This is a genomic window from Corynebacterium coyleae (assembly GCF_030408635.1).
GTDB lineage: Bacteria > Actinomycetota > Actinomycetes > Mycobacteriales > Mycobacteriaceae > Corynebacterium > Corynebacterium coyleae.
The window spans coordinates 1999595-2021009 of sequence record NZ_CP047198.1; the positions used below are offsets into that span (position 1 = coordinate 1999595).

Sequence of the window (21415 nt, forward strand, 5' to 3'; positions counted from 1 at the left end):
TTCAGGAGGCCAGTAGTCCGTTGCTACTTGGCTGGGGTGTTATGCCTCGCGGTGGCCAGTGTGGGCCTCACGACGCAGGGTCTCCACCATGTGCGGGTAGTGCAGCTCGAACGCAGGACGCTCGGAGCGGATACGCGGCAGGGAGGTGAAGTTATGGCGCGGCGGCGGGCAGGAGGTTGCCCACTCGAGGGAGTTGCCGTAGCCCCACGGATCGTCGACGGTGACGATCTCGCCGTAGCGCCAGGACTTGAACACGTTCCAGATGAACGGCAGGAAGCCGATACCCAGGATGAAGGAGCCAACAGTGGACACCTGGTTCAGGAGGGTGAAGCCATCGGTGTCGAGGTAGTCAGCGTAACGACGCGGCATACCCATGTTGCCCAGCCAGTGCTGAACCATGAAGGTCAGGTTGAAGCCGATAACAACGAGCCAGAAGTGAATCTTGCCCAGCTTCTCGTCCAGCATGCGGCCGGTCATCTTCGGGAACCAGAAGTACACGCCAGCGGTGGAAGCGAACACCACGGTACCAAACAGGGTGTAGTGGAAGTGCGCAACCACGAAGTAGGAGTCGTGCAGCTGGAAGTCCAACGGCGGAGCAGCCAGCATAATGCCGGTCAGACCACCGAAGAGGAAGGTGAACAGGAAGCCCGTTGCCCACAGCATCGGGGTCTCGAACGTCAGGTGACCGTTCCACATGGTGCCGAGCCAGTTGAAGAACTTCACACCGGTCGGAACCGAAATCAGGAAGGTCATGAACGAGAAGAACGGAAGCAGGACAGCGCCGGTGGCGAACATGTGGTGTGCCCACACAGCCATGGACAGACCTGCAATAGCCAGGGTTGCGAAGACCAGGCCGATGTAGCCGAAGATCGGCTTACGGGAGAACACCGGGACGATCTCGGACACCAGGCCGAAGAACGGCAGTGCGAGGACGTACACCTCAGGGTGGCCGAAGAACCAGAACAGGTGCTGCCACAGGATCGTGCCGCCGTTAGCGGTGTCGTAGATGTGGCCGCCGATGAGACGGTCGAAGAGCACACCCATTGCAGCTGCGGTCAGCAGCGGGAAGATCATCAGCGCGATGATCGAGGTAACAAACACCGTCCAGGTGAACACCGGCATACGGAACATGGTCATACCCGGCGCACGCATGGTCAGCACAGTGGTGAGCATGTTCACGGCGGAAGCAATGGTGCCCACACCGGTAGCGCCTACACCGACAATCCAGAGGTTGGCGGAAACGGACGGCGTGTGCGTTGCGTCAGCCAGCGGCATGTACATCGTCCAGCCGAAGTCAGCAGCGCCACCCGGGGTAACGAAGCCGGCCAGCATGGCGATAACACCAACGGTGGTGACCCAGAAGCCGAATGCGTTCAGGCGCGGGAAGGCCACATCAGGGGCGCCGATCTGCAGCGGCAGAACGTAGTTAGCAAAACCCCAAACGATTGGGGTACCGAATGCCAGAAGCATCACGGTGCCGTGCATGGTGAACAGCTGGTTGAACTGCTCGTTGGACAGGAACTGCAGGCCTGGGCTGAAGAGCTCCAGACGAATCAGCAGGGCCATCAGGCCAGCCACGAAGAACCACACGAACGACATGATGATGTACATGATGCCGAGGTCTTTGTGGTCGGTCGTGATGAGTTGCTTATAAAATTGCGAACCCTTGCGGGCATGGCCCGTCGGCTCGGGGCGTGTCGGCGGGACGTGATTGTCCAGCCTAGGTGCCACAGCGGTCATTGAATCCTCCTGATTTCGACAACTGCACTTGACCCGAATTGCCTCGAATCACGCACAGCTGCCACGAGTGATACCGGATCAGCATAACGTTCTGCACACTGTTTTTCCAGCCTCTCCGAATACTGTTCCCCCTTGCGGGGTGAACCCATGCAGGCAACCCTGCTGCGTTGTCTGCAAATGGGAGACGCCTCGCCGGGTGGCGAGGCGTCGTCGACAAGCAAACAGTGCTTAGAAGTCCCAGTCGTCGTCCTGGGTATCCTCCGCACGACCAATAACGTAGGAGGAACCCGAACCAGAGAAGAAGTCGTGGTTCTCATCGGCATTCGGCGACAGCGACGCCAGAATTGCCGGCGAAACCTTCGTCTCATCCGCCGGGAACAAGCCCTCATATCCAAGGTTGTTCAGCGCCTTATTCGCGTTGTAGCGAAGGAAGCGCTTCACGTCCTCGGTCCAACCGAGCGGGTCGTAAATATCCTCGGTGTACTGATTCTCATTCTCGTACAGGTCGTACAGCAGATCGAAGGCGTAATCCTTGAGCTCTTCCTTCCGCTCTTCGGACTCGTTGCGCACACCGAGCTGGTACTTGTAGCCGATGTAGTAGCCGTGCACTGCCTCGTCGCGGATGATCAGGCGGATGATGTCGGCCGTGTTGGTCAGCTTCGAGTGCACCGACCAGTTCAGCGGCAGGTAGAAACCCGAGTAGAACAGGAACGATTCCAGCATCACGGAAGCAACCTTGCGCTTCAGCGGATCATCGCCCTCGTAGTAGGACAGGATGATCTTCGCCTTGCGCTGCAGGTACTCGTTTTCCTCCGACCAACGGAATGCCTCGTTAATAGAAGGGGTATCTGCAAGCGTCATAAAAATGTTGGAGTAGGACTTCGCGTGTACCGACTCCATGAAGGCAATGTTGGTCAACACTGCCTCTTCGTGCATCGACGTCGCATCCGGAAGCAACGACACCGCACCAACTGTGCCCTGGATCGTGTCCAGGAGCGTCAGGCCGGTGAACACACGCATGGTTGCGGCCTTTTCATCCTCAGTCAGCGTGTTCCAGCTCGGAATGTCATTGGACACCGGAATCTTCTCCGGCAACCAGAAATTACCCGTCAAGCGATCCCAAACCTCGAGATCCTTGTCGTCGGGCACATTGTTCCAATTAATCGCCTTCACCGGTTTGGTGTGAGACTCAAGGTAACCCACGTATTCGTCAGTCATGGCGACCATCCTACCCGAGACCCCCATAAAAGAAATCGGGCTTGAAATTGCATTGAATGAGCGTCTCAATGACCTAAGATACTGACGAATTACACACAATTAGCTGCCTGAAGGAGGGCACTGTGACTTCGAGCGACAAGCGCTCACCCACGCAACCCCTACTCTCGTCCATCCTGGATGTGTTAGGGGAAGAGATCGTCTCGGGTGTCCAGCCGGAGGGCAATACGTTTACGCTCCACGACCTGTCCGAACGGTTCGACATTTCCCGCACCGTGGCACGCGAAGCGATGCGTGCGCTTGAACAGTTGGGGTTGGTGTCGTCGTCACGCCGCGTGGGCTTGAAGGTGCTCCCCCAGTCCGAGTGGAATGTGTTTGACCACCAGATCATTTCTTGGCGCTTGCGTAGCGACGAGCAACGTCACGCCCAGATCACCTCACTGCGCGAACTCCGTGATGCCATCGAACCGTCCGCAGCACGACTCGCGGCGACACATGCCACCCCTGCGGAAGCCCGTGAACTTTCTGCCCTCGCCGAGCGCATCGTGGAGCTCGCTGACCAGGTCGCGGGTAACTCGGACGAGTTCCAAGAAGCTGACGCGCGTTTTCACTCTTTGCTGCTGACCGCGTCACGCAACGAAATGTTTGTCCAGTTGACCCAGCCGATCATGGATGTGATGAAGGGGCGCTCCGAGTACGGCATCATGCCGGACGATCCGGAGATGACCACCATGAAGATTCACATCGAGCTCGCTGACGCGATCGCCAACAACGATCCGGATCGTGCAGAAGATGCTTCTCGACGACTCCTGCGCGGCGTGAACGAGTTCATGGAAATTTAACCCCCGGGGTTCCCGCCTCCTACAGGCGGGAACCCCAACCCCCGAGCCCCTCCCTACGTGCTTAGAGCATGCAGGAGACGCAACCGTCGACCTCGGTGCCTTCCAACGCCATCTGACGCAGGCGGATGTAGTACAGGGTCTTAATGCCCTTGCGCCATGCGTAGATCTGTGCGCGGTTGATGTCGCGAGTGGTCACCGTGTCCTTGAAGAACAGGGTGAGCGACAGGCCCTGATCCACATACTTCGTGGCAACTGCATACGTATCGATGATCTTTTCGTAGCCGATCTCGTACGCGTCCTTGAAGTATTCGATGTTCTCGTTGTTCATGTGCGGCGCCGGGTAGTAGACGCGGCCGATCTTGCCTTCCTTACGGATCTCGATCTTGGATGCGATCGGGTGGATCGACGAGGTCGAGTTGTTGATGTAGGAAATCGAACCGGTCGGCGGCACAGCCTGCAGGTAACGGTTGTAGATGCCGTCACGGGCCACGTCTGCCTTGAGCTGCGCCCACTGCTCCGCCGTCGGCACAGCAATGTTGGACTTTTCAAACAGTGCCTTGACCTTGTCGGTCTTCGGCGCGAAATCAGCCGGATCGTAACGGTCGAAGAACTCACCCGTTGCGTACTCAGACTTGTCAAAGTCCTTAAACGCGCTGCCCTTCTCCACCGCAATCTTGTGGGATGCGCGGATGCACTCGTACATCACCGCAGCAAAGTAGGCGTTGGTGAAGTCCAGGCCTTCCTCGGAGCCGTACTCGATGTGCTCACGGCCAAGGTAGCCGTGCAGGTTCATCTGGCCGAGACCAATAGCGTGGGAAGCTTCGTTGCCGTCGCGCACCGGCGGCACGGACTCGATCGACGTCTTGTCTGCCACGGCTGTCAGCGCACGGATTGCCGTTTCGACCGTGCGGCCGAAGTCCTCGGAATCCATCGCCATTGCGATATTCAGCGAGCCCAGGTTGCAGGAGATGTCGTGGCCGACTTCCGCGTAAGTCAGGTCCTCGTTCAGCACCGACGGAGAGTTAACCTGCAGGATCTCCGAGCACAGGTTGGACATGTTGATGCGGCCGGTCTTCACCGGGTTCGCACGGTTCGCGGTGTCTTCGTACATGATGTACGGGTAGCCGGACTCGAACTGGATCTCTGCCAGGGTCTGGAAAAAGTTACGGGCGTTGATCTTGGACTTGCGGATGCGTGGGTCCTCGACCATCTCTTCGTACTTCTCCGTCACAGAAATGTCTGCGAACGGCACGCCGTAGACACGTTCGACGTCGTACGGGGAGAACAGGTACATATCGTCGTTACGCTTGGCCAGCTCGAAGGTGATGTCCGGAATGACAACGCCCAACGACAGCGTCTTAATGCGGATCTTCTCGTCGGCGTTCTCACGCTTGGTGTCCAAGAACCGCATGATGTCCGGGTGGTGCGCGTTCAGATACACAGCACCTGCACCCTGGCGGGCACCGAGCTGGTTGGCGTAAGAGAACGCGTCCTCTAGAAGCTTCATCACAGGGATGACGCCGGAAGACTGGTTCTCAATGTGCTTAATCGGCGCACCGGACTCGCGGATGTTTGACAGCAGCAGCGCCACACCACCGCCGCGCTTGGACAGCTGCAGCGAGGAGTTGATGGCGCGGCCGATGGACTCCATGTTGTCCTCGATACGCAGCAGGAAGCAGGACACAAGTTCGCCGCGCTGTGCCTTACCTGCGTTGAGGAAGGTCGGGGTGGCTGGCTGGAAACGGCCGGTCATGATCTCGTCGACAAGCGCGAATGCAAGATCCTGGTTGCCATCGGCGAGGAACAGCGCCGTCATGGCCACACGATCCTCGAAACGCTCCAGGTAACGACGACCATCGAACGTCTTCAGCGTGTACGAGGTGTAGTACTTGTACGCACCGAGGAACGACTTGAAACGGAACTTGTAGGAGTAGGCACGCTTGAAGGTGTCCTTAATAAAATCCCACTCGTACTTCTCAATCGTGTCCGGCTCGTAGTACTTGTTGGTGACCAGATAATCGATCTTCTCTTCCAAATCGTGGAAGTACACCGTGTTCTGGTTCACGTGCTGCAGGAAGAACTGATTCGCAGCCTCACGGTCCTTATCAAACTGGATCTGGCCGTCCTCGTCGTAGAGGTTCAGCAGCGCGTTCAACGCGTGGTAATCCAGCTGGTCCTTTTCATGAGCCGGCTCCGGGACATTCTTACCGAGGGGCAGAGTAGACATTTCGAGGCCTTTCAGTTCGTAGTTCTTTTGTATTTACCGGCGTATTTTTCGCGCAGTTTTGCCAATCGCTCCGACTCATCCGGAGCCTGCTGCACGTGCGCTTGCGTATCGACGACCTCCGGTCCCCCACGCAAACCCAATCGTTCAGCGTTTTCAATCAGTTGGTTGCGCACATGCGCGACATCTTCGGCCGAGCCCATGAGCTCAAACCTGTATAAGTACGGGACCTTACACTTGTCAGCGATCACCGGCCCAGCAAGGCAGTAATCCGCACCAAAGTTAGAGTTTCCGGCGGCGATCACACCCCGCATCAAGGTGCGATTGCCCTCATTGTTCATGAAGCGGATCACTTGCGCCGGCACCGGCCTGGAATTACCACCACTCACGCTCACCCCACCTCCGTAAGTGGGACAGATGAGGATGTATGGCTCGTCGACGACGAGTTCCGGATCGGTTCTGCGCAGGGGGATCCGCTTCGCAGGAAGGCCGAGCTTCTCCACAAACCGCTTCGTGTTCTCAGTGGCGGAGGAGAAGTAGACGACCAGCATGGCCACTACCTTTCTTGTGCAGATTTCAGAAGGCTATTGCCAGGGAGGCGCCCCATGGCGCCGGTATGCGCGCGAGGCTTATGCCGCTGCGAGCAGACCCTTGATGCGCTCCGGGCGGAAGCCGGACCAGTGCTCACCGTTAGCCTCAACCACCGGAGCCTGAACATAGCCGAGGGCCATCACGTAATCGCGGGCCTCTTCGTCCACAGAAATGTCGACGGTGGTGTACTCAAGGCCGGCCTTCTTCAGCGCCTTCTCGGTTGCCTTGCACTGCATGCACGCCGGCTTGCTGTAAACGGTGATCGACATCGCTTGTGGTCCCTTCTCTGCGGGTTCTTTGGGGAGATTTTCTTCTGTCCCCGTCTCCGCGGGGCAACACCAAGAGACACTATACCTTGGGGCTAAGAAGGGCAACTGCTACTACATGTAGTAGTTACATGGGTGATATTCCCAGGATAGGCACCCGGCATTACCTACATGTAGTCCACCCGCATAGCCACAACATCAGCTTTCCTTGTTTCACGGCTGTAATTTTCCTGAAATAGATTCATCCCGCCCTAAAACTCCGCCTGTTTTTGGGAACGCAAAAACCCCGCCACCACACGGTGACGGGGCGCCTGCTCGCGACAATTAACCCTGACGGGCCTTGAAGCGCGGATCCTTCTTGTTGATCACGTAAACCTTGCCGTTGCGGCGCACAACCTGGGCGCCCGGCTTGTTCTTCAGCGACCGAAGCGACTTGCGGACCTTCATCGGGCGCTCCTTTCTGCTCGGATTACCTGCAATTAGCGACGCACGGCGAACTGCCGGGTCGCAACACGGGGATAAATGTTACACATCACCCGCACTGAATCAAAACCCTCACGTATCCCCCTCCCATATACGATGAGCGCTATGCAATCCGAGATCATCGCCGCACTCGGCGTGTCCCCCGTTATCGACCCTGCCGCAGAGATCGACCGCCGCGTGCAATTCTTGGCCGATTACCTCGACCGCACCGGCGCAAAAGGCTACGTGCTTGGCATTTCCGGCGGGCAGGACTCCACCCTCGCCGGCAAGTTGGCCCAGCTCGCGGTAGTGAAGCGACGCGAGGCTGGCTCGGCTGCCGAGTTTGTCGCTGTCCGTCTCCCCCACGGCGTGCAGGCCGACGAGGACGACGCGCAACTGGCGCTGCGGTTCATCGCTCCGGACGAGACGGTAACCGTGGACATTGAGCCGGCCACCACCGCGCTGTCCGGAGCCGTCGCAGGCGCGCTCGGTGTGGAGGGACTCGGCGACTTCAACAAAGGCAACGTCAAGGCACGTATGCGCATGATCGCCCAGTACGCCATCGCTGGTGAGCGTGGCCTGCTGGTCATCGGCTCCGATCACGCAGCGGAGAACGTCACCGGGTTTTTCACCAAGCACGGCGATGGCGCGGCCGACCTCATCCCACTGGCAGGCTTGAACAAGCGCCAGGGTGCGACAATGCTCAAGCACCTCGACGCCGATCCGCGCCTGTGGGAGAAGGTGCCCACCGCCGATCTGGAGGAGGACCGCCCAGCCCTTCCCGACGAGGAAGCGCTTGGCATCACCTACGCGCACATCGACGACTACCTCGAAGGCAAGACCATCCCCGCCGACGCCCAGAAGCGCCTCGAGCACCTGTGGCGCATCGGCCAGCACAAGCGCCACATGCCGCCGGGCCCTGCCGACACTTGGTGGCGCAGCTAGAGCAGATCTCCACCATAGGGGTGAACCACCGTCGCCCCTACCGATAGTGCAGCTGCTGCTTGTTTCCGGTCCGCCGTAATGAATGGGCAGTTCAGCCCTAGTGATTGCATCCTTGCCCAAGTCCCAACATGCAGGGCGTCCAAGGCTTTCGCTTCTCCACTCACTGCAACTGCTGCCTCAATGACGCGATCATCGATACTGAGGAACGAGACTCTAGATTCCAATTCGCTCAAATCTTCGGCGCCGTAGCCCATTCGATGCGCAAAACGAGCTAACTCCACACGCACGATGGCCGAGCTCACCAAAGCCTTTCCCCAGAGCACAGACAAAGCCCACTCGCTATGCGCCTCCCTGCCCGAGGAGGCAATCAGTACAGATGCATCGACATATGCAAGCGGCTCCACCCCAGTCATCACCCTTCGCCCTTTTCGGTACGCGCCAAGTCGAGAGCCTGCAGATCCGCCATCACCCGTTCTAAGCGATCTTCCCCGCGTTCTCCTTCCAACCACTCTTCAAGCGATACAGCAGACGCTGCGGGCCTCCACCCTTCTTCGAAGACTTTTCCCTTCTGCGCAAGCAGCCCAAGCTCCTCGAGTCGATCTAGTCCGGTTTTCTGGCTCACCGGACGAATTTCCGCGATTGGCACTCCCCTGTCGGTCACGGTCAACGTGACCCCCTCCTTCGAAACACGGTCGATCACAGCACGCGTCTTCTGATTTAGTTGGCGCATCGACACCGTGGTGCCGTCGGCTTGTCTCGCTAACAGCGCCTGTAGGCGTTCCTCGATGTTCATGCGACACCTCCCGATGTATTACATGTCTTACATTGCAGGATAGTGTGCTACCCAACAACCCGCAAGGACTCTTCTGCCGCCCGCACCAGTGCCGATCCGTACGACGGACCATGTGTCCAGGCGTGCACCGCAAGCGGGTGCATCTGGTGGATCGCGATGCGCCGCTGCCAATCCTGTCCGAGCTCGCCTCCGGCGTCGATGTAGCCGCCGACGATCGCGTCGAGGTACGGCGCTCCGAATAGCTCCAGCATCGCGATGTCGGTCAACGGGTGCCCGCCGTGCGCGGCCGGGTCGATAAAACGCGGGCCTTCTGGCGAAAACAGCAGGTTGCCCGTCCACAGGTCGCCATGAATGCGCGCCAAGGGAGCCTCCTCGTCTTCCCGCACCAGTGCGTCGCAGACGCGCCGCACCGTCTCCAGTCCTTCCCGGTTCAGGTTGCCCGCACGCACCGCATTTTCCGCGAACGGCAGGACGCGCTGCTCGGTATAGAACACCGCCCACCGTTTCTCTGGCCGACAGGCCTGCTCGCGGGTGCCAATGAAGTTCGGCCCCTCCCAGCCGTCTGCCGGCGCACCAAACGCATCCGCACCCATCGCGTGGATGGCCGCCAACTCGCGTCCCGCCTGTCTCGCTGCGTCTTTGGTGGGGCGGGCACTGTCGACCCGCTCGATGGTCAGCGTGTTCGCCTCCTCGTCAAGGTCCAACACCTCCACGACGGCAGCCGAGCCCTCACGCAGCCAGCGCAGGTACGCGGCCTCGGCTGCCGCCGCTCCTGGCGCGCTGCCGTGCTTCACAAACGTGTCAGACATCAATGCTCTCCAATGCCAGTAGGAAACGTTTTGCTTCTGTCCCGCCACGGTAGCCCCCAAGCGCGCCATCGCTGCGCAGCACGCGGTGGCACGGGATCAGGATCGGAAGCGGATTCGTCGCACAGGCGCTTCCCACTGCGCGCACTGCTTTGGGGCGGCCCACCGCCCGAGCCAACTCCCCATACGTCGTCGTCTCACCGTACGGGACCTCCATGAGCGCCCGCAGCACCTCAGCCCGGAACTCGGTCACGCCATCCAGGTTCAGTGGCACGTCGAACGCCCTGCGCTCCCCGGCGAAATACTCGGCGATCTGTTGGGTGGCGAGGGCAGCGGTGACGGTGTCGTCGATACGCGACTGCCCTGCATCCCCGGGCAACAGCACCCTCGAAACGGCACCTGCTGAGGTCACCACCCCAAGCTGACCGATTGAAGTATCCATGGGCCCACGATACGAGAAAGGCTGCCCGACCAAACGGTCGGACAGCCTTCGTGGTGGAGCTAACGGGATTCGAACCCGTGACCCCCACACTGCCAGTGTGGTGCGCTACCAACTGCGCCATAGCCCCGCGTGTAAACGGTATGTAGTTGTGGAGTGGAGCTAACGGGATTCGAACCCGTGACCCCCACACTGCCAGTGTGGTGCGCTACCAACTGCGCCATAGCCCCTTGGAACTTTGGTCAATATACCGGGCCAGCCCGCCCCCGGCCAAATCGCCAGCCCCCACAAAAGGCGATATCGGCTTTTAGCCACCGCTTCAGGATGCGACCTGGGCAAATGCAGGCCGCTTGGGGCTAAAAGCCGATATTGGTCTTTGTGTTTAGCGGCTGGCCAGGACCTCCGGCCAGAAGTCACGCGGAGAGTCCTCCTTCTCGTCGAGGTTCGGGTTGCCCGTGATCTCTCGGAGTTCCTCAATATCGACGAGCTTTTCCACATCCTCGCCATCGACAAGCACGCGCGGGGTCCATGCCTCACCGGTCTTGTCTTCCTGGTACTTGCGGTTGTCGTCGCCAAGACGCTTCGCGGTGTCGATGAACTTGCCGTCGCGAATATCCTTCACAGCCTCATCGCTTGCACCGTAGTCTGCGGCCAGATCTGCGAAGCCGTTCTCGTCGTACTTGTTGTACGCCGACTGCTGGTTCTCAAACAGGAAGTTGCGCAAGGTGAACGCGGAAGAGAAATCGCCGTGGGCCAGCAGCGCCAGCTCGGCAGCCAGTGCCTTGGTGGAGTGGCCCGTCATGCCGCCATCGAGTGCGGTCATCGGGCGCAGGTCCACGTTGATTTCACCCGCGCGGACCTTCTCCAGCATCTGCTCATCGGTAGCAACGTGCAGGTCTGCACAGTGGGAGCAGGAGAAGTCTTCGAAAAGTTCAGCCTTGTTGGCATCCTTGTTTTCGCCGGTGATGTGGATGATGTCTTCTTCTTGGTTCCACTCGACGTTGATACCGGTGACGTCGATCATCTCCGCCTGCTTTGCAGCGCTGCGGTTTGCCTTGCCGTTGTAGACAATGATGCCGATGACAAGCAGAGCAATCGCGATAACAGCGACGACGGCCCAGATGAAGGCCTTGCTACCGCTCTGGTTCGGGTTTTGCACTTTGCGTGTGGTCACACGTGTCTCCTGTTGTTGGCGCCGCGATCACGGCGCGGTGGACGGGTACTGCGTACAACGGTCAAGTTTAGGGGTAAATTGCAAACTTCTTAAACGGGCGCCACATCATGAAGCCTGTGATGGCGATGTAGATGACATCGCGGAACACCGTAGCGAGCAGATTCGTCTCCCCTTCGCCGGCTGCGGACGGGTCGAAACAGCCACAGTCGATAACGAGTCCCCGCTGCCAAGCGGACAGCATGCCGATGATGAACAGCACGAGCACGTAGATGGACACCTTGCCCGACCAGCGCAGGTTGATGCCCAGCAGCAGCAACAAACCACCTGCGAGCTCGAGCGGCCCGATGATATGGGCCAGCAAGTCGGACCAGGCTGGGGTGAAGATTTCGTAGGCCTCGATGGTTTTGGCGGTATCCAGGTGGACACCAATTTTTGCCCACCCAGCAGAGATCCAAATGTAGGCCATGTAGAACCGCGCTAACGCGGACAACACGTCCAGGACCAGTGTTTTTGTGTCGCGCGTTGCAGGCGCGGCTGTCGTTGTGCTCACTCGGCTGATTCTACTCCCCTATTTGCCCAAGACCTGTGACACGAGCGCTTTGGCTTCTTCCTGCACCTGCGCCACGTGCTCCGCGCCGAGGAACGATTCGGCGTAGATCTTGTACTTGTCTTCGGTGCCGGAGGGGCGCGCGGCAAACCAGGCGTTTTCGGTGGTCACCTTCAGCCCGCCGATGGCCGCGCCGTTTCCTGGGGCCTCCGTTAGCTTTGCAGAGATAACCTCACCCGCCAGTTCACTCGCCTGCACTTGGTCGGGCGAAAGGGCCTTCAGGGTGGCTTTTTCTTCGCGGTTTGCGGGGGCGTCGATACGCGCATATGCAGGCGAGCCGTACTGCGCTTCGAGCTCGGCGTAGCGCTGCGACGGAGTTTTGCCTGTTACCGCAGTGATTTCGGCGGCGAGCAGGTCCATGATCAGGCCGTCCTTGTCGGTGGACCAGACCTTGCCGTTTTTGCGCAGGAAGGACGCACCGGCGGATTCTTCGCCACCGAAGCCGATGGTGCCGCTGACGAGTCCTGGCACGAACCACTTGAATCCAACCGGGACCTCGACGAGGTCACGCCCGAGCGATGCGACAACGCGGTCGATCATCGACGAGGACACCAAGGTCTTGCCCACCGCCGTGTCCTTCGCCCAGCCGTCGCGGTGACTAAACAGGTACTCGATGGCCACGGCGAGGTAGTGATTCGGGTTCATCAGCCCGGCGTCCGGGGTGACAATGCCGTGGCGGTCCGCGTCGGCGTCGTTGCCGGTGGCCAGGTCGTACTTGTCGCGGTTATGCACGAGCGATGCCATGGAGTCTGCACTGGAGCAGTCCATGCGGATCTTGCCGTCGGTGTCCAGGGTCATAAACCGCCAGGTGGCGTCCACGCGTGGGTTGACCACCACGAGGTTCAGCCCGTAGCGCTCCCCGATCGCTCCCCAGTAGTCCACGCTCGCCCCACCCATCGGGTCTGCGCCGATGTACAGGCCAGATGCCTTGATGGCGTCCATATCCACCACGCTGTCCAGGTCGGAGACGTAGTGATCGAGGTAGCCGAACTTCTCCGCACGCTCGTCCAGCACGCCACTGACCGATACCCGCTTCACGCCCCTCAGGCCTGCGGCAATGTATTCGTTGGCCCGGCGCGCAATCCAGTCCGTAGCTTCCGCCGGTGCGGGTCCGCCGCTTGGCGGGTTGTATTTAAAGCCGCCGTCGCGCGGTGGGTTGTGCGATGGGGTAACCACGATGCCGTCGGCGCTTCCGCCGGGGTGGGTCAAAATCGCGTGAGAGACGGCTGGGGTTGGGGTGTAGCGCCCGGCGGCGTCGACACGCACTGGTACCTCGTTGGCAATGAGCACCTCGAGCGCGGAAACCATCGCCGGCTCCGACAGGGCGTGGGGGTCACGGCCGATGTAGACCGGACCGGTGATGCCTTCGCCGCGGCGGTAATCGACGATCGCCTGCGTCGTCGCCAAGATATGCGCTTCGTTGAATGCATTATCTAACGACGACCCGCGGTGACCCGAGGTGCCGAACACCACTTGCTGGTCCACATTGTCGGGGTCGATATCGCGGGTGTAGTAGGCGGTGACCAGCTCGGCAATGTCGATGAGGTCCTCGTCGCGGGCGGGTTGGCCGGCGCGCTCGTGTGCCATGGGGGCTCCTTTTGTTGCGGGCTGAGGGTGTGTATGGACAGCTCCATCATCGTCTGTGAATCTAAACTCTGCCAGTTTTATATTATTCTGCTATGCGTATGCTTTACTCTTCCGCATGGCTTCCACCCTCAACGACATTTTGAGCACTATCTCGTCCATCGTTTGGGGGCCTTTCGTCCTCATTCCGCTGCTGCTGGGCACTGGTTTGTTCCTCACTGTCCGGCTGCGCGGTATCCAGTTCAGCACGCTGGGTCGGGCGACGCGTCATGCGTTCGTCGATAAGGCTGAAGAGGGCGCGGGCGACATCTCCAACTACCAGGCACTGACCACCGCGCTGGCGGCGACGGTGGGCACCGGCAACATCGTCGGTGTGGCCACCGCGATCTCCATCGGTGGCCCTGGTGCACTGTTTTGGATCTGGCTCACCGGCATCGTCGGCATGGCGTCGAAGTACTCCGAGGCCTACCTGGGTGTGCGCTTCCGCACCACCGACAAGAAGGGCAAGCAGCAGGGCGGCCCGCACGAGTACCTGAAGACTGGTGTCGGCGGCGGCTTCGGCAAATTCCTCGCCACCGCGTTTACCCTGTTCACCATCTTCGCGTCCTTCGGCATTGGCAACCTCGCGCAGGGCAACTCCATCGCCGCCGGCATGCACGACGCGTTTGGCATCAGCGCCAACGTGGCCGGCGTGATCATCTTCTTCGCCGTTGGCGCTGCCGTCCTGGGCGGCATTGAGGGCATCGGCAAGATCACCGCAGCGTTCGTACCGCTGATGATTGTCATTTACGTCGGCGGCGGCATCACCGCACTGGTACTTATGGCAGACCGCGTACCGGCCGCGATTGCCACCATCTTCACCGACGCATTCACCGGCACCGCTGCCACCGGCGGCTTCGTCGGCTCCGGCATCATGCTGGCCATCCAGTTCGGTGTCGCCCGCGGTATTTTCTCCAACGAATCCGGCATGGGTTCCGCCGCCATCGCCGCCGCGGCAGCCAAGACGCAGCACCCGGCGCGCCAGGCTCTCGTTTCCATGACGCAGACGTTTATCGACACCATCATCGTCGTCACCATCACCGGCCTGGTCATCGTCACCGCAGGCACCTGGGACATGGGCCGCGAGGAAGCCGCCATCATGACCGCCTCCGCATTCGGCCAGGCACTTCCCGGTGAGTGGGGCAGCCTCATCGTCTCCGTCGCCCTGATCTTCTTCGCCTTCTCCACCATCCTGGGCTGGTCCTACTACGGCGAGCGCGCCATCGTCGCCCTGTTCGGCGAGTGGGCGTCGATCCCCTACCGCATGTTCTTCACCGCCCTGTCCTTTGTCGGCGCGGTTGCTTCCCTGGAGTTGGCGTGGACTTTCTCCGACCTGTCCAACGGGCTCATGGCTATCCCGAACCTCATCGGCTTGCTCCTGCTGTCCGGCATTGTGGTGCGCGAGACCCGCGAGTACCTCGCGTGGGATCCGTACTTGAAGAAGTCGCCGGAGGAGGTCGCGGCGTTCGTTGAGCGCCAGCAGATGGATTGGCACTAGGCTCGCGCCTATGCGTATCGACGACACCCTCTCCACCACCTTCACCGTCGCCCTTGGCGCGGCGTTGGGGGCAGTGGTCAGACACCTCGTCATCCTCGGCGCCGCCCCCGGCTCCACCGCTGCCCTGGCCCTGACCTTCGCGGTGAACATCGCCGGCTGCTTCGCCATGGGCCTGTTCAAGCCCGGCCCGCTGTGGGGCACGGGCTTCCTCGGCGGCTTAACCACCTACTCCGCCGTCTCTGTAGCCGCGATGCAATCGCAGGCCATCGAGGCGCTCGGCATCATCACACTGAGCTACGCCACCGCCATCGGCGCGTGGTTCGCCGGCGACGCACTCAGGAGCCGCCGCAATGCTTAACATCGCCGCGCTTAGCCTCGCCCTCACCCTCGCCGCCGTCTTCGCCGGCGCACTGTTCGGCGGCGCCGCCCGCTACGCACTGACCCGCATCATCCACAACGCCCACGCCGCCACCTTCGCCGCCAACGTCGTCGGTTCCACCGTCGCAGGCTTCGCCGTCACCACCCCAGTGGCCTGGCAGTTGGCCCTCGGCGTCGGGTTCGCTGGCGCGCTGTCTACCTGGTCCACCTTTGCCAAAGAACTCGGCGAGCTCATCAAGGCGAAAAAGCACAGCGAGGCCCTGCGCTACGGCCTGTCTACCGCCGTGATCGGCATCCTGGCTGCCTGGTTCGGTCTGCGCTGGGGCCTTCGAGCCTTTGGCGCTTAACGGTTACACTGGACAGACGTGCAGATAACATCCCTGAAAACCGGCCTCATCGTTGCCCTCGGTGCTGGCTGCGGGGCGCTTGCACGCTTCATTTTGCTCATTTGGGTCAACCCCGCCACCCCGGAAGCGCTCGCCCTAGCCGTCACCTTCGCAGTGAACCTCACCGCCTGCTACGCCATGGGCTACTTCGCGCCGGGGCCGTTTTGGGGCGTGGGTTTCCTCGGCGGGTTCAGCACCCTTTCCGCAGTGGCATTGGCCTCATCCCACTCGTCGGTGCTGTGGGCGGCGTTCATCATCACGCTCGGGCTTGTCTCTGCCACATTGGCGTGGATGGCCGGAGATGCGTCACGGGTGAAGCACCATGTCTGATGCAACGTGGATGCTCGGCGCCGTCCTCGGTGTCTTTTTCGGCGGCATGCTCGGCGGGTTTGTGCGTTGGGCGATCATGGCCGTCGTGCACAACCTGTTGATGGCAACCTTCATTGCCAACATCGCCGCCTCCGGCATCATCGGCGTGGCAATCTTCCTGCCTTCCATGTGGCAAACCGCCGTTGGTGTTGGGTTTGCCGGCGCACTTTCAACACTGTCACTGTTGGCCCGCCAACTCGGGGCGTTGATTAAAGACGGCAAGTTCCGCCTCGCCGCCGAGTACGGGATAAGCACCGCGGCGTTCGCGGTGCTCGCGGCCGGAATCGGTGCGCAGGTGGCGTCGTTCGCCACCCGCTAAGCCCTACTCCGCAATCGCATCCAGTGGCGGTGTCTTCGCAGCGCGCTGGCCCGGCCACACTGCGGCGAGCAGCCCCACTACTACCGAGGCAGCCAAGACGGTGGCGATGAGCCCGGTTGGTACGGCAATCGTCGTCAAGCCTTGGCTCTCAAGCACCGTCAGGAACGCCCAGCCAAGCCCAAGCCCCAGCAGCACGCCAAGCACCGCGCCGTAGACCGTCATCTGCACCGACTCCAGCAGGATCATCGTGCGGATCTGTCTACGTTGCGAGCCCACCGCGCGCAACATACCAATCTCCTGCCTACGCTCAATCACGGACAGCGTCAGCGTATTCACAATGCCAAGCACCGCCACCACCACCGCCAGCGACAACAGCGCGTACAGGATGAACAGCATCTGATCGATCAGCGCCGTAACCTCGCCACTCATCTCCTCCGCGGAGCGCACCTGCACCACAATGTCGCCGCGCACCTCATCTTCCAGCCGCGCGCGCAGCGTCTCCAGATCGGTGGAGCCGTCGCTGTCAACGCCCACCATCAGCAGGCGCGTATTGCTTATCGACGACACCTTCGCCGCCGCCGAATCCGACACCACAAACATCTGCAACACATTCGACCCACTAAACAGGCCGGCAACCGTCACGTCGACGGTCTTTCCCGGAGCACTCGGTGCGGCCACTTGGACTGTATCACCGACCTTCCAGCCGCGCTCTTGGGCGATGTGCTCCGGTGCGATCAGCGAGTCACCAGTCAGCGATACGTCGCCGTCTACCACGTTGAGGTCGATAAGATCCGACGGGTCACCGCGCAGCACATCCGTCATCCCGACCGGCCCGAACTGGTGGCCAAACTCTCCGTCGACCGTGATCGGTGCCTGAGTGTACGACGCGATATTGCCCACACCGTCCACCTCAGCGAGCCTGTCCGGCAAATCCCCCGGCACCGGGAACGACCCCATCTCCGGGCCCATCAGCACATAGTCCGCATTGACCTCGCTTGCGGCCACGTCATCCACCGATTGCTTCATCGACGCGCCAAGCATGCCAATCATGGTCACCAACGAAATGCCCAACATCAGCGCGAACGCCGTTGTTGCAGTCCGGCGCGGGTTACGCCGCGTATTCGTCGACGCGAGCCTGCCCACCTCCCCGAACGGTGCCCCGATGACACGCCCCAACGGAGGCACAACCGGCAGACTCAACGCAGGTCCCGCAAGGAACAGACCACTAATCACGCTCAACGCAGCCACACCAACCAGGATCGCCCGGTGGCGCGTCGCACCGTCATCCCACGCCATTGCGTAACCCGCCGCAACAACCGCCACAACGACTAATACTGCGCCAGCTATGGTGCGCCACATCAATGGCTGCGGCGTCGCAGCCTCGCTCGCCCGCATCGCCTCCACCGGCCGGACCTTGCCTGCCTTCCGCGCCGGCGCCAGCGCCGAAAGCACCGTCACCACCGTGCCGACGACCAGTGGCACCACCACCGCATCAACCGACAACCCAATCCCCGATTGCGGAAGGGGCATGCCGAACGTGTTCATCCCCGCACGAATCACCAACACCAGCCCGGCACCAGCCACCACGCCAAGCACCGAGCCCAACAACCCGACCAAAGCCGCTTCCAGCGCCACAGACCGCGTGATCTGCCCGCGCGACGCCCCCAGAGCCCGCAGCAGCGCAAACTCCTTCGTGCGTTGCGCCACGATCATAGAGAAGGTGTTCGCGATCAGAAACGTGCCTACCAAAAGACCAACCAGACCAAACGCAACCAAGAAGTACGTAACAAAGCTCAGAGCGTCCCGAATCTGCTCCGTCGTTTCCTGCGCAACCTTCTCCCCCGCCTCTATCTTCAGTCCAGGAAACTCGCTGCGCAGGTTGTCCACAACCTCCGCGGCCCCCACGCCTTCCTTCGCCCCGACAGTGATCGCCGGGAAACGCTCCTCATAGGAGTAATAGTCCAAGTAAGTCTCTTCGGTTACCCCGAGGCGTAAAGAGGTGGCCTGCACCAGGGGGTCGTCGATAAGCCCAGTAATGCGCACCGTATTCCGACCATCACGGTCCACAACGATCAACTCTTGCCCAACATGCAGGCCATACTCATGCGCGCCATTGGCGTTGATCACCGCATCGCCGATCTCTTTCGGTGCGTGACCTTCGACCACCTCGACCGTTCGGCCAACCGTGTCCTGCGGCTCGTAAAACACCCCCAAACGCGACGAACCAAGACGCGTCTGCACCGCAACCTCATCATCAGTTGCGAGCACCACCGGCTCATCCGCCATCAGATTCACACGGTCAACGCTCGAGCTCGCCTTAATGCCATCAACAGTCTCCTTATCCAAGGCGCCTTCGCCCTCGGCTGGGCGCACCACCGCATCGACATCGTCAAGCACAGTGTCTACGGCAGAGTCGAACGTCGACGACAACATGTTGGTGAACATCAGCGCACCAGACAGGAACGACGTGCCAAGCACCACCGCCAACACCGTCAGCGCGAGCCGCAATTTGTGCGCCGCAAGATTGCGCAGCGACACCTTATTCATCGTGGAGTTCACTGGCCCCTAGTCCTCCATCGTCGCCATGACACCCAAAATGGCATCCATATCCGGGTTGCGCAGTTCATTAACGATGTTGCCGTCCCGCAAAAACACCACACGATCCGCATACGACGCCGCCCTCGCGTCATGCGTCACAATCACCACCGTCTGGTCATACTGATCCACCGCCGTCCGCAAAATGCTCAGCACCTCACGCGACGAGTTAGAGTCCAGGTTGCCCGTCGGCTCGTCACCAAAAATGATCTCCGGCCGCGACACCAACGCACGGGCACACGCCACACGCTGCTGCTGACCACCCGACAACTCCGCAGGCCTATGGCTCAGTCGCTTCGATAAACCAAGGCGTTCGGCGATCTCATCAAACCACTCCCGGTCCACCGATCGACCAGCAATATTTGTTGGCAGTTGAATGTTCTCGGCCGCTGTCAGCGTGGGTACCAAGTTAAACGACTGAAAAATGAAGCCCAACCGGTCACGCCGCAGCGCCGTCAGTTCCTTATCGTTTAACTGCGACAACTCCGTCCCGCCGACAAACACCTCGCCCGACGTCGCCGAATCTAGCCCAGCCATCACGTGCATCAGCGTCGACTTGCCTGATCCAGACGGGCCCATGATCGCGGTGAACTCCCCCTGTCGGAACTCAACGTCCGCCCCATCGAGCGCAACAACTTCCGTGTCGCCCTGCCCGTAGGACTTTCTCAAGTTGACTGCTCGTGCTGCTGCGACGCTCACGTGATCCTCCCTGCGGCAATTCATTCCTTTGCCGACTATACGGCCCAGGCCCCACATCGCTGATTTCGTGCAATTTCTCTACGACGACCACCACACCAGCAAGCAACTTCACCGTTTGTGGCTCCTCAACCGCTGCGGCTAGGTCTCTAAACGAACCGGGAGAGTAAAACCGCACATCACACCTTTCGCCGACCTGGGCGGAGTGTAAGAACCTGCAGCCGATCAGGCGTCATTTTGCATTGATGGCGGTTCGCCAACTGCGAGGCTGGGGTCTACGGCAGGTTCGAGTCTTGACTCTACATTGCGGACTAGTGGGTGAACCCCAACGAATCTGCTGTCGTCAACCAAGTTGCGGACTTTCTCACTCCGCATTGCGGACTAATGGGTAAGCACCAACTATGCAGCGGCATAGTGAAGCCCGTTCGGTTACTGACTCCGCATTGCGGACTAGTGGGTACAGACCAACGGTTCCGTTGCCGATGACCTAGTAGCAGCCATTGTTGCTCTGCATTGCGGACAAGTTGGTCGACACCAACCAATGGTGGCGGTCGGTAATTTGGTGGCGCGCTTCTCCGCTCCACATTGTGTTAGGACCATGGATTTAGTAACGCTGTGGTGAGTATCCAGTAACGCTCGGGTGAGTATCGGGTAACACCCGGGCGTTGACTATGAGCCGCTACTGCGTATTGGCTTCGAGGCGCATGTTCGGTCCTTGCAGTGTGATGATCTCAGCGCCAACGACAAGCCGATTCAGTATCGACTCGGCGATGACAGCATCCGGGGTGGACTTTGAAGTGCCCCGCCGACTGAGGATCGGGCGGACCACCTTGTATAAATACCTCGCGGGAAACTCTGGATAAACACCCTCTCCTAGCGACCGCTCCTACTCTCGCGCTTCGCTGAGGCCATCCGCAATACTGCGCCACAGAGAACTAATGATGACTGCGGTAATTAAGTAACCGCTGACCGCATAATTGAAAAGGCCGCTACACATCTCATCGCTACGTATGTCGTAAATCAGAAAAACGGGTGCTAGTAAAACCATTACGACTAAGAAACGGTATGGAGAAAGCACCTTCCGCTTAGCTGAAAGGTGGACTAGGTACCCGATTGCCATGATGCATAAGGAGATGAATAGCGCGACCACTGCACCAAAAACCACATAGATCATGTTTCTCTCTAAGTTCCTTTAGGGGTGTCCACGACATTCGTTTCGTTCGATCTTATTCCGGAACCTCGGTTCCCTGTGTTGCCTGAATGGGATCCGGGTAACTATCGGTCGTGGCGTCACTTGGCGTGGGGGTCTCTTCTTCTCGGATTGTTGGAAGTGAAGTGGGTATGCTGCCACCCTTCAGTGCCGCTTCAATTTCCTCCGACGATGTTCCTGCCTGTCAGCGCTCTTTGAAAAGTAGCCCAAAACGCTCCTCGAAAAGTAGCCCATCCG

At 60.2% G+C, this 21415-nt stretch carries 23 protein-coding genes and 2 tRNA genes; 7 read left to right on the forward strand and 18 right to left on the reverse strand.

What is annotated here, in order from left to right:
• Window positions 1–39: 39 nt before the first annotated feature.
• Both ctaD and nrdF read right to left on the reverse strand, forming a co-directional pair.
• The gene (gene ctaD, locus CCOY_RS09740) at window positions 40–1740 is read right to left on the reverse strand and encodes an aa3-type cytochrome oxidase subunit I (protein ID WP_070422595.1); all 1701 of its coding nucleotides are present in this window, start codon (window positions 1738–1740) and stop codon (window positions 40–42) included.
• Window positions 1741–1968: 228 nt separating this feature from the next.
• Window positions 1969–2958 (reverse strand): class 1b ribonucleoside-diphosphate reductase subunit beta, encoded by a 990-nt coding sequence (nrdF, locus tag CCOY_RS09745; RefSeq protein ID WP_167594461.1) that lies wholly within the window; start codon window positions 2956–2958, stop codon window positions 1969–1971.
• A 122-nt stretch (window positions 2959–3080) separates the two neighbouring features.
• Between nrdF and CCOY_RS09750 the strand changes: the two genes are divergently transcribed.
• Window positions 3081–3797, forward strand: coding sequence for a FadR/GntR family transcriptional regulator (locus tag CCOY_RS09750; protein ID WP_092100590.1), 717 nt, complete (start codon window positions 3081–3083; stop codon window positions 3795–3797).
• A 61-nt stretch (window positions 3798–3858) separates the two neighbouring features.
• Here CCOY_RS09750 and nrdE read toward each other — a convergent pair whose 3' ends face one another.
• The 4 genes from nrdE to ykgO form a co-directional block, all read right to left on the reverse strand.
• On the reverse strand, window positions 3859–6024 hold the full coding sequence (nrdE, locus tag CCOY_RS09755) for a class 1b ribonucleoside-diphosphate reductase subunit alpha (RefSeq protein WP_092100591.1): 2166 nt from the start codon (window positions 6022–6024) through the stop codon (window positions 3859–3861).
• Window positions 6025–6035: 11 nt separating this feature from the next.
• Window positions 6036–6572 (reverse strand): class Ib ribonucleoside-diphosphate reductase assembly flavoprotein NrdI, encoded by a 537-nt coding sequence (nrdI, locus tag CCOY_RS09760; protein ID WP_083279447.1) that lies wholly within the window; start codon window positions 6570–6572, stop codon window positions 6036–6038.
• A gap of 78 nt (window positions 6573–6650) precedes the next feature.
• Window positions 6651–6881 (reverse strand): glutaredoxin-like protein NrdH, encoded by a 231-nt coding sequence (gene nrdH, locus CCOY_RS09765; RefSeq protein WP_070422598.1) that lies wholly within the window; start codon window positions 6879–6881, stop codon window positions 6651–6653.
• A gap of 321 nt (window positions 6882–7202) precedes the next feature.
• Window positions 7203–7325 carry a type B 50S ribosomal protein L36 gene (gene ykgO, locus CCOY_RS09770; protein WP_038612879.1) on the reverse strand — a complete coding sequence of 41 codons (123 nt, stop codon included), beginning with the start codon at window positions 7323–7325 and terminating at the stop codon, window positions 7203–7205.
• A gap of 132 nt (window positions 7326–7457) precedes the next feature.
• Here ykgO and nadE point away from each other — a divergent pair, with 132 nt between their 5' ends.
• Entirely contained in the window at window positions 7458–8285 is an 828-nt protein-coding gene (gene nadE / locus CCOY_RS09775) for an NAD(+) synthase (protein ID WP_070422599.1), read from the forward strand.
• Here the strand turns inward: nadE and CCOY_RS09780 are convergent.
• The 9 genes from CCOY_RS09780 to pgm form a co-directional block, all read right to left on the reverse strand.
• A complete protein-coding gene (locus CCOY_RS09780; protein WP_070422600.1) occupies window positions 8282–8698 on the reverse strand; it encodes a type II toxin-antitoxin system VapC family toxin in 417 nt (138 codons plus the stop codon). The genes nadE and CCOY_RS09780 overlap by 4 nt on opposite strands.
• Window positions 8698–9078, reverse strand: a complete 381-nt coding sequence (locus CCOY_RS09785; protein ID WP_092100593.1) for a type II toxin-antitoxin system prevent-host-death family antitoxin — start codon at window positions 9076–9078, stop codon at window positions 8698–8700. The genes CCOY_RS09780 and CCOY_RS09785 overlap by 1 nt, the downstream gene beginning before the upstream one ends.
• Window positions 9079–9125: 47 nt before the next feature.
• The gene (locus tag CCOY_RS09790) at window positions 9126–9887 is read right to left on the reverse strand and encodes a fructosamine kinase family protein (RefSeq protein ID WP_092100594.1); all 762 of its coding nucleotides are present in this window, start codon (window positions 9885–9887) and stop codon (window positions 9126–9128) included.
• On the reverse strand, window positions 9880–10326 hold the full coding sequence (locus tag CCOY_RS09795) for a methylated-DNA--[protein]-cysteine S-methyltransferase (RefSeq protein ID WP_070422603.1): 447 nt from the start codon (window positions 10324–10326) through the stop codon (window positions 9880–9882). The genes CCOY_RS09790 and CCOY_RS09795 overlap by 8 nt, the downstream gene beginning before the upstream one ends.
• Window positions 10327–10377: 51 nt before the next feature.
• A tRNA-Ala gene (locus CCOY_RS09800) sits at window positions 10378–10453 on the reverse strand.
• A 27-nt stretch (window positions 10454–10480) separates the two neighbouring features.
• Window positions 10481–10553, reverse strand: a tRNA-Ala gene (locus tag CCOY_RS09805).
• A gap of 152 nt (window positions 10554–10705) precedes the next feature.
• Window positions 10706–11497, reverse strand: coding sequence for a DsbA family protein (locus CCOY_RS09810; protein WP_070422604.1), 792 nt, complete (start codon window positions 11495–11497; stop codon window positions 10706–10708).
• Between the two features lie 67 nt (window positions 11498–11564).
• Window positions 11565–12047 carry a MauE/DoxX family redox-associated membrane protein gene (locus CCOY_RS09815; RefSeq protein WP_256365999.1) on the reverse strand — a complete coding sequence of 161 codons (483 nt, stop codon included), beginning with the start codon at window positions 12045–12047 and terminating at the stop codon, window positions 11565–11567.
• An 18-nt stretch (window positions 12048–12065) separates the two neighbouring features.
• Window positions 12066–13691 (reverse strand): phosphoglucomutase (alpha-D-glucose-1,6-bisphosphate-dependent), encoded by a 1626-nt coding sequence (gene pgm / locus CCOY_RS09820; RefSeq protein ID WP_092100595.1) that lies wholly within the window; start codon window positions 13689–13691, stop codon window positions 12066–12068.
• 115 nt (window positions 13692–13806) lie between these two features.
• Here pgm and CCOY_RS09825 point away from each other — a divergent pair, with 115 nt between their 5' ends.
• From CCOY_RS09825 to CCOY_RS09845, 5 genes are read left to right on the forward strand one after another with little or no spacing between them, the layout of a single operon-like run.
• On the forward strand, window positions 13807–15225 hold the full coding sequence (locus CCOY_RS09825; protein WP_092100596.1) for an alanine/glycine:cation symporter family protein: 1419 nt from the start codon (window positions 13807–13809) through the stop codon (window positions 15223–15225).
• Complete coding sequence (locus CCOY_RS09830) at window positions 15197–15583, forward strand: CrcB family protein (RefSeq protein ID WP_244268632.1); 387 nt, start codon at window positions 15197–15199, stop codon at window positions 15581–15583. Before CCOY_RS09825 ends, CCOY_RS09830 begins: the two co-directional genes overlap by 29 nt.
• Window positions 15576–15950 carry a fluoride efflux transporter FluC gene (locus CCOY_RS09835; protein ID WP_070483505.1) on the forward strand — a complete coding sequence of 125 codons (375 nt, stop codon included), beginning with the start codon at window positions 15576–15578 and terminating at the stop codon, window positions 15948–15950. Before CCOY_RS09830 ends, CCOY_RS09835 begins: the two co-directional genes overlap by 8 nt.
• A gap of 18 nt (window positions 15951–15968) precedes the next feature.
• Complete coding sequence (locus CCOY_RS09840; protein WP_083284794.1) at window positions 15969–16319, forward strand: CrcB family protein; 351 nt, start codon at window positions 15969–15971, stop codon at window positions 16317–16319.
• On the forward strand, window positions 16312–16677 hold the full coding sequence (locus CCOY_RS09845) for a FluC/FEX family fluoride channel (RefSeq protein WP_070422609.1): 366 nt from the start codon (window positions 16312–16314) through the stop codon (window positions 16675–16677). Before CCOY_RS09840 ends, CCOY_RS09845 begins: the two co-directional genes overlap by 8 nt.
• A gap of 3 nt (window positions 16678–16680) precedes the next feature.
• On the opposite strand, the gene CCOY_RS09850 is transcribed toward CCOY_RS09845, so the two are convergent.
• The 3 genes from CCOY_RS09850 to CCOY_RS09860 form a co-directional block, all read right to left on the reverse strand.
• A complete protein-coding gene (locus CCOY_RS09850) occupies window positions 16681–19236 on the reverse strand; it encodes an ABC transporter permease (protein WP_342027936.1) in 2556 nt (851 codons plus the stop codon).
• A gap of 6 nt (window positions 19237–19242) precedes the next feature.
• Entirely contained in the window at window positions 19243–19995 is a 753-nt protein-coding gene (locus tag CCOY_RS09855; RefSeq protein WP_167594462.1) for an ABC transporter ATP-binding protein, read from the reverse strand.
• A gap of 652 nt (window positions 19996–20647) precedes the next feature.
• Entirely contained in the window at window positions 20648–20797 is a 150-nt protein-coding gene (locus tag CCOY_RS09860) for an ATP-binding protein (protein WP_244268633.1), read from the reverse strand.
• Between the last annotated feature and the right edge of the window lie 618 nt (window positions 20798–21415).